General features: G+C 73.7%; 11 protein-coding genes. 8 read left to right on the forward strand and 3 right to left on the reverse strand.

Annotated features, from left to right (window positions below; translation table 11 throughout):
* Positions 1 to 24: 24 nt before the first annotated feature.
* Positions 25 to 1,074, reverse strand: a complete 1,050-nt coding sequence (locus ACFYNL_RS19035; protein ID WP_388804414.1) for an SAM-dependent methyltransferase — start codon at positions 1,072 to 1,074, stop codon at positions 25 to 27.
* A 118-nt stretch (positions 1,075 to 1,192) separates the two neighbouring features.
* Between ACFYNL_RS19035 and ACFYNL_RS19040 the strand changes: the two genes are divergently transcribed.
* Positions 1,193 to 2,407, forward strand: coding sequence for a histidine kinase (locus ACFYNL_RS19040; protein WP_388804417.1), 1,215 nt, complete (start codon positions 1,193 to 1,195; stop codon positions 2,405 to 2,407).
* Between the two features lie 73 nt (positions 2,408 to 2,480).
* Positions 2,481 to 3,152, forward strand: a complete 672-nt coding sequence (locus ACFYNL_RS19045) for a response regulator (protein ID WP_388804420.1) — start codon at positions 2,481 to 2,483, stop codon at positions 3,150 to 3,152.
* 18 nt (positions 3,153 to 3,170) lie between these two features.
* On the opposite strand, the gene ACFYNL_RS19050 is transcribed toward ACFYNL_RS19045, so the two are convergent.
* Positions 3,171 to 4,274 carry a DUF5937 family protein gene (locus ACFYNL_RS19050; protein ID WP_388804423.1) on the reverse strand — a complete coding sequence of 368 codons (1,104 nt, stop codon included), beginning with the start codon at positions 4,272 to 4,274 and terminating at the stop codon, positions 3,171 to 3,173.
* 160 nt (positions 4,275 to 4,434) lie between these two features.
* Here ACFYNL_RS19050 and ACFYNL_RS19055 point away from each other — a divergent pair, with 160 nt between their 5' ends.
* Positions 4,435 to 4,650 carry a hypothetical protein gene (locus ACFYNL_RS19055; RefSeq protein ID WP_388804425.1) on the forward strand — a complete coding sequence of 72 codons (216 nt, stop codon included), beginning with the start codon at positions 4,435 to 4,437 and terminating at the stop codon, positions 4,648 to 4,650.
* Here the strand turns inward: ACFYNL_RS19055 and ACFYNL_RS19060 are convergent.
* Positions 4,640 to 5,836, reverse strand: coding sequence for a threonine aldolase family protein (locus ACFYNL_RS19060; protein ID WP_388804428.1), 1,197 nt, complete (start codon positions 5,834 to 5,836; stop codon positions 4,640 to 4,642). The two genes, ACFYNL_RS19055 and ACFYNL_RS19060, sit on opposite strands and share 11 nt — an antisense overlap.
* A 184-nt stretch (positions 5,837 to 6,020) precedes the next feature.
* On the opposite strand from ACFYNL_RS19060, the gene ACFYNL_RS19065 reads away from it, so the two are divergent.
* Genes ACFYNL_RS19065 through ACFYNL_RS19085 form a run of 5 tightly spaced genes read left to right on the forward strand, consistent with a single transcriptional unit; the run spans position 6,021 to position 11,446 of the window.
* On the forward strand, positions 6,021 to 6,950 hold the full coding sequence (locus tag ACFYNL_RS19065; RefSeq protein ID WP_388804431.1) for a Rossmann-like and DUF2520 domain-containing protein: 930 nt from the start codon (positions 6,021 to 6,023) through the stop codon (positions 6,948 to 6,950).
* Positions 6,947 to 7,948, forward strand: coding sequence for a pantoate--beta-alanine ligase (panC, locus tag ACFYNL_RS19070; RefSeq protein WP_388804434.1), 1,002 nt, complete (start codon positions 6,947 to 6,949; stop codon positions 7,946 to 7,948). Before ACFYNL_RS19065 ends, panC begins: the two co-directional genes overlap by 4 nt.
* Positions 7,945 to 9,654: an L-aspartate oxidase gene (locus ACFYNL_RS19075; RefSeq protein ID WP_388804437.1), complete on the forward strand. Its 1,710-nt coding sequence runs from the start codon at positions 7,945 to 7,947 to the stop codon at positions 9,652 to 9,654. The genes panC and ACFYNL_RS19075 overlap by 4 nt, the downstream gene beginning before the upstream one ends.
* Before the next feature lie 5 nt (positions 9,655 to 9,659).
* Positions 9,660 to 10,640 carry a carboxylating nicotinate-nucleotide diphosphorylase gene (gene nadC / locus ACFYNL_RS19080; RefSeq protein ID WP_388804440.1) on the forward strand — a complete coding sequence of 327 codons (981 nt, stop codon included), beginning with the start codon at positions 9,660 to 9,662 and terminating at the stop codon, positions 10,638 to 10,640.
* An 8-nt stretch (positions 10,641 to 10,648) separates the two neighbouring features.
* Positions 10,649 to 11,446 carry a type III pantothenate kinase gene (locus tag ACFYNL_RS19085; protein ID WP_388804442.1) on the forward strand — a complete coding sequence of 266 codons (798 nt, stop codon included), beginning with the start codon at positions 10,649 to 10,651 and terminating at the stop codon, positions 11,444 to 11,446.
* Positions 11,447 to 11,699 lie beyond the last annotated feature (253 nt).

Consider the following 11,699-nt stretch of genomic DNA (forward strand, 5'->3'; position numbering starts at 1 on the left):
CGGGGCGCCGAGGAGCCCGGCCGCTCAGCTCAGCTCGGTTCGGTCATTCGGTTCGGTTCGGTTCGGTCCGGCGAGTGGGTTGGGAATTCCAACCGGCTGGGTCAGCCATCCGAAGTCCCCGAGTCCACCCGTCGCCGTCAGCTCGGCGGCCTCGCCCGCGCTCGCGAGGGCTCGCACGTAGGCGGCCGGCTGGGTGGAGGCCAGTGCGAGCGGGGGGCGTGCGCCCGTCAGGCCCAGGGCGTGCAGAGCGTCGCGTTGCGACAGCAGCCGCGTGCCGGGCAGCGGGCACGCCGCCGCGCACGCGTCCAGCGCGACATGCGCGGTGATGTCGCACGTACCGTCCGGCACGGGCGTGGTCTCGCGGCCTTCGCGAAAGCCGGTGAGCGTCCCGAACGGCGGCCGGGCCCCCGCGGTGTGCGCGTAGTCCACGGCGACCGCGAGACCCCGCTCCAGCGTCGCGACGGCGGCGGCCCAGGCCTCGTCCCGGGGCAGCCCGATCTCGGCCCGCAGACCCGCCGCCTGCGCGCCCCCGGACGGCCACCACCGCGCCAGCCACCGCGCCTGCGCGCCGGTGACCCGCTCCCCGAGGCGCTCGCTCCCGTCACGTCGTACGAGGACCCGGCGCGGTACGCCCGCGGAGTCCACCTCGGCGACCTCCACGGGCACGTTGTCCAGCCACTCGTTGGCGAACAGCAGGCCCGTGATCGGCCGCGGCGGCTCGGGCAGCCACTCGATCAGGTGACTCAGGGTCGCCGGCCGGTCGGCCTTCTCCACGGCGCACGCGCGCGTGCGGGCCGCCACCTCGGCCGGGAGCGCGGCCAGGACACCGGTGACCAACTCGCCCCGTCCCGCGGCCATGTCGACGAAGTGAAGCGTCCTCGGCCGGCCCAGGGCCTCGTCGACCCGGCACAGCAGCCGGGCCACCGCGTCGGCGAAGAGCGGGGACGCGTGGACGGACGTGCGGAAGTGGCCGACCGGCCCCTCGGGCCGGTGGTAGAAGCCGTCCGGCCCGTAGAGGGCGGCCTCCGCCGCCGCCCGCCAACCGCGCCACTCGCCCGTCGCCTCCGCTGTCACCGGCCCAGGCTAAGTGCACAGGGGAACGCAGCCTCCACCTTGGGGAGTACGCGCACGTGGCGGGGATCGGCCCTCCGGTTGACCCCTGCACGCATCCGGCTTCCCTACGCTGGGTTATGTGCAGCGCCTCTATGACTTCCTCCGCAGGCACCCGACATGGGTCGACGGCTTCTGGGCCGTCCTCCTCTTCGGGATCTCCGTGGTGGGCACGGCCGTCCGCGGGGAGGCCGGTCAGGATCTCCCGGGTACCGAGTCGGTGGCGCTGGTCATCCCGATCGTCCTGCTGCTGTGCCTGGTGATCGCGCTGCGCCGGCGCATGCCGGAGAAGATGCTGCTGCTGGCCATCGGCCTGGGTGTGGCGCAGCTGGTGCTGGACGTCTCGACGACGCCCGCCAACTTCGCCTTCCTGGTGATCACCTACACCGTCGCCGCGACCGGCGCCCGCTGGGCCTCCCGGCTCGCGCTGGCCATGGGGCTGGGGGCGGCCCCGCTGGCGCAGCTGCGCTGGCCCGAGCAGGACTCCAGCGTGCTGGGCACCCTGGCCCTGATGGTCTTCATGACGGTGCCCTTCGCGCTCGCCTGGGTGCTCGGCGACTCGATCCGCACCCGGCGCGCCTACTACGAGCAGCTGGAGGAGCGCGCGACCCGGCTGGAGAAAGAGCGCGAGGCGCAGGCCAAGGTCGCGGTCGCCGCCGAGCGCGCCCGGATCGCGCGCGAGCTGCACGACGTCGTCGCGCACAACGTCTCCGTGATGGTGGTGCAGGCCGACGGCGCGGCCTACGTCCTCGACGCAGCGCCCGACCAGGCCAAGAAGGCCCTGGAGACCATCTCCTCCACCGGCCGCCAGGCGCTCGCCGAGATGCGCCGGCTGCTCGGGGTGCTGCGCACCGGAGAGCACCAGGAGGGCGGCGAGTACGTCCCGCAGCCCGACGTGGAGCAGATCGAGGACCTGGTCGAGCAGTGCCGTGGCTCCGGGCTGCCCGTCGACTTCAAGATCGAGGGCACCCCGCGTCCGCTGCCCAGTGGTGTCGAGCTGACCGCCTACCGCATCGTGCAGGAGGCGCTCACCAACACCCGCAAGCACGGGGGCCCCAACGCGGGAGCGAGCGTGCGCCTGGTCTACTTCGACGACGGGCTCGGCCTGCTCGTCGAGGACGACGGCAAGGGCGCGCCGCACGAGCTGTACGAGGAGGGCGGTGCCGACGGCCGGGGGCACGGTCTGATCGGCATGCGCGAACGGGTGGGCATGGTCGGCGGCACCCTGGACGCGGGGCCGCGCCCGGGCGGAGGATTCCGGATCAGTGCGCTGCTGCCGCTCAAACCCGCACACTGAGGCCGGCCCAGCCCATGGTTGACCCCTGTCACAGCCCTGTAGACGGATACGGAAGACACGGAAGAGGACCTCGATGACGATCCGCGTGATGCTCGTCGACGACCAGGTGCTGCTGCGCACCGGGTTCCGGATGGTGCTCGCCGCCCAGCCGGACATGGAGGTCGTCGCGGAGGCGGGCGACGGCGTCGAGGCCCTCCAGGTGCTGCGCTCGACCCCCGTCGACGTGGTGCTGATGGATGTGCGCATGCCGAAGTTGGACGGTGTGGAGACCACGCGCCGCATCTGCTCGGATCCCGAGCCGCCCAAGGTGCTGATCCTGACCACCTTCGACCTCGACGAGTACGCCTTCTCCGGCCTGAAGGCGGGCGCCTCCGGCTTCATGCTGAAGGACGTGCCGCCCGGCGAACTCCTCGCCGCCATCCGCGCCGTGCACAGCGGCGACGCGGTCGTGGCCCCCTCGACGACCCGGCGCCTGCTGGACCGGTTCGCGCCCATGCTGCCCTCCTCCGGCAAGGAGCCCCAGCACAAGGAGCTGGAACGGCTCACCGACCGCGAGCGCGAGGTCATGGTGCTGGTCGCGCAGGGCCTGTCCAACGGCGAGATCGCGGCCCGGCTGGTGCTGTCCGAGGCCACGGTGAAGACCCACGTCGGCCGCATCCTGACCAAGCTCGGGCTGCGGGACCGGGTGCAGGTCGTGGTCCTGGCCTACGAGACCGGACTGGTCCGGGCGGGCGGGCACGGCTGAGGCCCCGCGAACCGGCGCTCACCGCAGGAGCGCTTCGAGGAAGTCGCTGCCGAGCCGCGCCACCGCGGTGACGTCCAGCTGATGCAGCACGTACCGCCCCCTGCGCCGGGTGGTGATCAGGCCCGCCTTCTTCAGGACGCCGAGGTGCCGGGATATCTCCGGCGCGGTCATGCGGTGGATCTGCACCAGCTCGCTCGTGGTGTACGTGCTGCGGGCGAGGTTGCGGCACAGCTGCATCCGCACCGGGTGGGACAACGCGGTCATCCGCAGCGTCAGTTGGTCGACCGAGGGCGGCGCGACCGGCCCGGACGAGCCGACCGGGTAGTGCAGCACCGGCTGCCAGCCGTGCCGGTGCAACACCATCAGATGCGGCCAGCCCAGGCTCGTCGGCACGAGCAGCAGGCTGCTGTCCCTGATGACGGTGTGGCCCTGGCGCAGCTTGTCGACGGTGATCCTTCCGGCGGTCTCGTCGACGCTCACCGCCGGGGACACCGCGGCCATCGCCTCGGTCAGCCCCTTGTGGCGCAGCAGGTCGGTCTTGTGGCGGGCGTCCGCCGCGAGCTGGTGACTCAGCCGGGACCAGACGTCCGCGAAGAACGTCTCCTCGCAGTCCTCCAGGAACTGCCGCAGCCAGGCCCGGATGCGCGGCGGCTCCGCCAGCAGCCGTCGGCTGAACCGCAGTTGCTGCGGCCCGCGCGCGGCGGCCAGCTCCAGCGCGCGGCGGCGCAGCCCCTCGTCGGCCAGGACGTCGGGTGCCTGCGTGGCGTACGGCAGCGCACAGGTGAATTCCAGTGCCGCGTTCACGAACTGCTCGTCCGAGAGCTTGTCCAGCAGGTCCAGTTCCTCGGCGAGCGTCGCGCCGGGCAGGGCGCCGCCCGGGATGCCCGCGTACGGCAGGAACAGGTCCGAGAACGTCGTCCGCCACAGGAAGTCGGCCTCGCACATCCGGTCGGCCAGGTGCGGGTCCAGACGGGCCGTCACACCCGTCACCCAGCCCTGCACGCCCGGGTGGTGCCCCGGCTCCGACAGCGCGTGCAGCGCCATGCCGAGCTCGGCCAGGGGGGAGGGCACGACGGCCAGCCTCTCCGGCCGAAGCCCCGCGATGTCGATGCTGACGCTCATGGCCTCATGGTGCACCCCGCCACTGACAACGCGGTCGTCGATTGACAGCGGCCGTCAATCGACGCGACGCGACCGCCGCCCCCGACGCAGCCTGGGGCCACCGGGGCAGCCGCGCGGCCCCGCCCGCCCGTCGCTCCACGTCCCGAGAAGGCCGTACGTCATGAGCATCACCCAGCACCACCTCCTCGACGCCTACCGGGCCCGTCTGCTCGGCGAGCCCGCCCCGCCGGTCCCGGGCGTCCACGAGCTGCGGCTCGTGCGCGACCGGCGCGACCGGCGGCGGTTCGCGGCCGCCGTCGCCGGACGGCCCGCCCGCGGGTGGATGCGGCGGGCCCTGCGGCGGTGGCCGTGTGCGAGAGCCGGTTCTAGCCGCTGACCTGCCGGGGCAGCCGGGCCGCGAACTCCGCGGCAGCCGTCCTCACGTCGTCCGCCGTCCATTGCAGAGCAGGGGCCCGTACCGGGACTTCCGTGAACGACAGGCCCGGGCCCTTCGACTCCCAGCCGTAGGCGAAGAGCATGGTCTGCGTCTCCTCGGCCGTCCGTACCGCCGCCTCCGTGACCGCCTCGGCGTCGTACGGCAACCAGACCTGGAAGTCGTGGGTGTGCGGCACCTCGGGGTACACGCGTGCCCAGGGCACGCCGGCCGACGCGAAGCCCTCGCGCAGTGCGGCGGCCACCAGGCGCGCGTGGGCCACGTACTCGGGCAGCCGGGGCAGCTCCTGCTCCAGTCCGACGAGGGCCGACAGCGCCGTGGGGAACTGCTGGTACACCTGACCGCCGTACCGGTGCCGCCAGACCGCCGCCTCCTCGATGAGGGTCTTCGGGCCCACCAGGGCCGCGCCCCCGAAACCGTCGAGCGACTTGTAGAACGACACGTACACGCTGTCCGCCAGGGCCGCGATCTCCGTCAGCGGGCGCCCGAAATGAACGGTGGACTCCCACAGGCGCGCGCCGTCGAAGTGCACCACCGCGTCACGCTCGCGCGCCGCCTCCACCACCTCGGTGAGCTCCTCCCAGGTGGGCAGCAGGAAACCGGCGTCTCTGAGGGGGAGTTCGAGCATCAGCGTCCCGAAGGGTTCCTCGAAGTCGCGTACCTCGGCCGCGGTCGGCAGCCTGGGTTCGCTCGTCACCCGCACCGGGCGCAGCCCGCTGACCTGGCTGAGCGCGTGTCGTTCGTGCACCTCGGGGTGGGCCAGCCCGTGCAGGGCGACGGCCGGGTCGCCGGTGCGGCCCGCCCAGCAGCGCAGGGCCACCTGCTGGGCCATCGTGCCCGTCGGGAAGAACGCGGCGGCCTCCAGGCCGAGCAGCGCGGCCACCTTCTCCTCCAGGGCCGCGACGACGCCGCTGCCGTAGAGATCCGACGGTTCGTCCAGGTCGTACACGTCCTTCGCCGCGTCCAGCACGGCCAGGCGCTCCCTGAGGGTCCTCTGGAAACCGGAGCGCGCGAGCACCCGCCGCGCGCTCCGCTGGGCGGCTATGCGCCGCTCGCGCAGCTGCTTGCGCCGTTCCTCGTCGGATGTCCGGTCCTGCGGCTGTCCGCTCGTGCGCGTCGTCTCGCTCATCGCCGGATCATGCCCCCGCCGACCCGCGCGGGGCGCGCGATTTTTCCGTGCGCCGTCCCACGCCCGCACGCGTCGGACAACCCACAGCCTGTGGACAACCGAACGCCCGTCGAACCGATCGCGTTAACATGACGAGAAATCGTCCGGTACCCAGAGCGGACTGGAACGGGAAGGCCACCGTCGAGTGAGTACAAGCCAACAGCCAGATCCGAAGGACCGCCCCGCACGGCTCGCCGTCGGCGTCGTCGGCGCCGGCCGGGTGGGCCCCGCGCTCGCCGCGTCGCTCCAGCTCGCCGGACACCGCCCGGTGGCCGTCTCCGCGGTCTCCGACGCCTCCCGGCGCCGGGCCGCGCAGCTCCTTGCCGAGGTGCCGGTCGTGCCGCCCGCCGAGGTCCTCCGGCGTGCCGAGCTGGTGCTGCTGACCGTCCCGGACGACGCGCTGCCCAAACTGGTCGAGGGCCTCGCCGACACCGGGGCGGTACGACCGGGGCAGCTGCTGGTCCACACCTCGGGGCGGTACGGCACGAAGGTCCTGGACCCCGCCCTGCGCGCGGGCGCGCTGCCGCTGGCCCTGCACCCGGCGATGACCTTCACCGGCACATCCGTGGACGTCCAGCGCCTGGCCGGCTGCTCCTTCGGCGTCACCGCGCCCGAGGAGCTGCGGCTGGCCGCCGAGGCCCTCGTCATCGAGATGGGCGGCGAACCCGAGTGGATCGCCGAGGAGATGCGCCCGCTCTACCACGCGGCGCTCGCGCTGGGCGCCAACCACCTGGTGACGCTGGTCGCCCAGTCCATGGAGCTGCTGCGCGAGGCAGGCGTGGCCGCCCCCGACCGCATGCTGGGCCCGCTGCTCGGCGCCGCGCTCGACAACGCCCTGCGCTCCGGTGACGCGGCCCTGACCGGCCCCGTCGCGCGTGGGGACGCCGGCACCGTGGCCGCGCACGTCACCGAGCTGCGCCGGCACGCCCCGCAGACCGTCGCCGGCTATCTGGCGATGGCCCGCGCGACCGCCGACCGGGCGCTCGCCCACGGACTGCTCAGGGCGGAGCTCGCCGAGGACCTCCTCGGGGTACTCGCCAACGGGACCGACGGCGCCGAGGGAGACGCTCGATGACCACCACCCTGCTGCGCACCGCCGACGAGCTGCACGCGCGCGTTCGCCGAGGCCGCCGCGCCGTCGTGATGACCATGGGCGCCCTGCACGAGGGCCACGCCACCCTCGTCCGCACCGCCCGCGGGATCGCCGGACCGGACGGCGAGGTCGTCGTCACCGTCTTCGTGAACCCCCTCCAGTTCGGCAAGGGCGAGGACCTCGACCGCTATCCGCGCACCCTGGAGGCCGACCTCAAGCTCGCCGAACAGGCGGGCGCGGACGTCGTGTTCGCCCCCGCCGTGGACGAGGTCTACCCGGGCGGCGAGCCCCAGGTCCGCATCAGCGCCGGTCCCATGGGCGAACGCCTGGAGGGCGCCTCCCGCCCCGGCCACTTCGACGGCATGCTCACCGTCGTCGCCAAGCTGCTGCACCTCACCCGCCCCGACATCGCCCTGTACGGCCAGAAGGACGCCCAGCAGCTCGCCCTGATCCGCCGCATGGTGCGCGACCTGAACTTCGGCGTCGAGATCGTCGGCGTCCCGACCGTGCGCGAGGAGGACGGCCTGGCGCTGTCCAGCCGCAACCGCTACCTCTCACCCAAGGAACGGCGCACCGCGCTCGCGCTCTCCCAGGCCCTGTTCGCCGGCCGCGACCGGCACGCGGCCCAGGAGGCGCTTCGCGCTCGGGCACGCGAAGTGCCCGCCACGCGTGCGCGTGCCGAGGCGCTCAGCGCCATCGGGGAGTCCCGCGCGGCGGCCGACGCGCACGCCGTCGCCAAGGCCGTCCCCGGCGCCGTGGCGGCCGTCCGCGCCGCCGCCCGCCTGGTCCTCGACGAGGCCGCCCGTCTCGACCCGCCGCTCGAACTGGACTACCTGGCGCTCGTCGACCCCTCGGACTTCACGGAGATCACCGAACCGGGGGACGACTTCACCGGCGAGGCCGTCCTCGCCGTCGCCGCCCGGGTCGGGACGACCCGGCTGATCGACAACCTCCCCCTCACCTTCGGAGCCGCCTCGTGACCAGCACAGGCATACGACTGCACGCGCCCGCGCCCGGGTGGTCCATCGCCGCGGACGTCGTGGTCGTCGGCTCCGGTGTCGCCGGCCTCACCGCCGCCCTGCGCTGCGATGCCGCCGGCCTGCGGACGGTCGTGGTCACCAAGGCCCGCCTCGACGACGGCTCGACCCGCTGGGCCCAGGGCGGCATCGCCGCGGCCCTCGGCGAGGGCGACACCCCGGAACAGCACCTCGACGACACCCTGGTCGCGGGCGCGGGCCTGTGCGACGAGCAGGCGGTCCGCATCCTCGTCACCGAGGGCCCCGACGCGGTGCGGCGGCTCATCGAGACGGGCGCGCACTTCGACGAGTCCGAGGAAGGCGGCCTGGAACTCACCCGCGAGGGCGGACACCACCGCCGCCGCATCGCCCACGCCGGTGGCGACGCGACCGGCGCGGAGATCTCCCGAGCCCTCGTGGAGGCAGTACGCGCGCGTGGCCTGCGCACGATCGAGAACGCGCTCGTGCTGGACCTCCTGACGGACGCCGAGCACCGGACGGCCGGCGTCACCCTGCACGTCATGGGTGAAGGCCAGCACGACGGCGTGGGAGCCGTCCACGCCCCCGCGGTGGTCCTCGCGACCGGCGGCATGGGGCAGGTCTACTCGGCGACGACGAACCCCTCGGTGTCGACGGGCGACGGTGTCGCCCTCGCCCTGCGCGCGGGCGCCGAGGTGAGCGACCTGGAGTTCGTCCAGTTCCACCCGACCGTCCTGTTCCGCGGCTCGGACGCGGAGGGCCAGCAGCCCCTGGTCTCCGAGGCCGTACGCGGCGAGGGCGCCCACCTGGTCGACGCCGACGGCGTGCGCTTCATGGTCGGCCGGCACGAGCTCGCCGAACTGGCGCCCCGGGACATCGTCGCCAAGGGGATCATGCGGCGCATGCAGGAACAGGACGCCGAGCACATGTTCCTCGACGCCCGTCACTTCGGCGCCGAGATGTGGCAGCACCGCTTCCCGACGATCCTGGCCGCCTGCCGTGCCAACGGCATCGACCCGGTCACCACCCCCATCCCCATCGCCCCTGCCGCCCACTACGCCTCCGGCGGCGTACGCACCGACTCCCACGGCCGTACGACCGTCCCCGGCCTGTACGCGTGCGGCGAGGTGGCCTGCACGGGCGTGCACGGCGCCAACCGCCTGGCCTCCAACTCCCTCCTGGAGGGCCTGGTCTACGCCGAGCGCATCGCGGCCGACATCGCGGCGGCCCGGACGGCGAACGGCCTCCACGCGCGCGTGCCGCACCCGGTGCCGTACCCCGAGACACCCGAGCACCCCCTGCTCGAACCCGGGGCCCGTTTCGCGATCCAGCGGGTGATGACGGACGGCGCCGGTGTCCTGCGCTCCGCCGACTCCCTCGCCAAGGCCGCCGAGCAGCTCCAGCGGCTGCACACCGACGCCCGCGACGCCCTCGCCGAGAACGGCAAGACGGCCGAGCCCGGCGTCGACACCTGGGAGGCCACCAACCTCCTGTGCGTGGCCCGCGTCCTCGTGGCCGCGGCGGAGATCCGCGACGAGACGCGCGGCTGCCACTGGCGCGAGGACCGCCCCGACCGCGACGACACGACCTGGCGCCGCCACATCGTCGTACGCCTGAACCCCGACCGCACACTGGCCGTGCACACCACCGACACCACGGACTTCCCCCCGACCCGGCCCCAGGAGCAGTGACAGAAGTGACCACCCCCGACCTTCCCCTCGCCCCGACCGGAGGCTGCGGCGACGGCTGCGGCTGCGGCGCGGACCCCGACGGCGAGGCGTACCTGGAGTGCGGGCTGGACCCCGCGCTCGCGCAGCTCCTGGCCGACGCGGGACTCGACCCCGTCGAGGTCGAGGACATCGCCAACGTCGCCGTCCAGGAGGACCTGGCACACGGAGTGGACGTGACGACGGTCGCGACCATCCCCGAAGAAGCAGTGGCCACCGCCGACTTCGTCGCCCGCGAGGCCGGCGTCGTGGCGGGCCTCCGGATCGCCGAAGCGGTCGTCTCTCTCGTCTGCGAGGACGAGTTCGAGGTCGAGCGGCACGTGGAGGACGGCGACCGCGTGTCGGAGGGCCAGAAGCTGCTCTCCATCACCACCCGCACCCGGGACCTCCTGACGGCCGAGCGCAGCGCGCTGAACATCCTGTGCCGCCTGTCGGGCATCGCGACGGCCACGCGCGCGTGGGCGGACGTACTGGACGGCACGACGGCGAAGGTCCGCGACACCCGCAAGACGACGCCGGGCCTGCGCGCGCTGGAGAAGTACGCGGTGCGCTGCGGCGGCGGAGTGAACCACCGCATGTCCCTCTCGGACGCGGCCCTGGTCAAGGACAACCACGTGGTCGCCGCGGGCGGCGTCGCGCAGGCCTTCGAGGCGGTCCGCACGACCTTCCCCGACGTCCCGATCGAGGTCGAGGTGGACACCCTCCACCAACTCCGCGAAGTGGTGGACGCGGGCGCGGACCTGATCCTCCTGGACAACTTCACGCCCGGCGAGTGCGAGGAGGCGGTGGCGCTCGTGGCCGGCCGAGCGACCCTCGAAGCCTCCGGCCGACTCACCCTGGCCAACGCCAAGGCCTACGCCGACACGGGCGTCGACTACCTGGCGGTCGGAGCCCTCACCCACTCCTCGCCGATCCTGGACATCGGCCTGGACCTGCGAGCGGCGGAGTAGGAACGGGCATGCTCCTCACGATCGACGTAGGCAACACGCACACCGTCCTCGGCCTGTTCGACGGCGAGGACATCGTCGAGCACTGGCGCATCTCGACGGACGCCCGCCGCACCGCCGACGAACTCGCGGTCCTCCTCCAGGGCCTGATGGGCATGCACCCGCTCCTCGGCGACGAACTGGGCGACGGCATCGACGGCATCGCCATCTGCGCGACGGTCCCCTCGGTCCTGCACGAACTGCGCGAGGTGACCCGCCGCTACTACGGCGACGTCCCCGCGGTCCTGGTCGAACCGGGCGTGAAGACGGGCGTACCGATCCTCACGGACAACCCCAAGGAGGTCGGCGCCGACCGCATCATCAACGCGGTGGCGGCGGTCGACCTCTACGGCGGCCCGGCCGTCGTCGTCGACTTCGGTACGGCGACGACGTTCGACGCGGTGAGCGCGCGCGGCGAGTACGTCGGAGGTGTCATCGCCCCCGGCATCGAGATCTCGGTCGAGGCCCTGGGCGTACGCGGCGCCCAGCTCCGCAAGATCGAGGTGGCCCGCCCCCGCAGCGTGATCGGCAAGAACACCGTCGAGGCCATGCAGTCCGGCATCATCTACGGCTTCGCCGGCCAGGTCGACGGCGTGGTCAACCGGATGGCCCGCGAACTCGCGGACGACCCCGAGGACGTCACCGTCATCGCGACGGGCGGCCTGGCCCCCATGGTCCTGGGCGAGTCCTCGGTCATCGACGAACACGAACCGTGGCTGACGCTGATCGGCCTCCGCCTGGTGTACGAACGCAACGTCTCCCGCATGTGACGACAGCCGGACCCCACCGGCCCGCGCCCGCCGACGGCGGCAAGGGGCCGTGCCGGGGGGGGGCCCGCCCGCAGTGGCCGGCGTCAAGAAGCAGCACTTCTTGACCCCACCGGCCGCCGGCCCGAGGACGGACACCCCCCGGCCCGGGGGGGGGGGGGCCCCCCCCCCCCCCCCCCCCGCCGCCGCCCGCCCCCCCCCCCCCCCCCCCCCCCCCCCCCGCCCGCCCCCCCCGCCGCGCGCCCCGCCCGCCCCC

The organism is Streptomyces sp. NPDC007808 (genome assembly GCF_042868655.1).
In the GTDB taxonomy this organism is placed as follows: Bacteria; Actinomycetota; Actinomycetes; order Streptomycetales; family Streptomycetaceae; genus Streptomyces.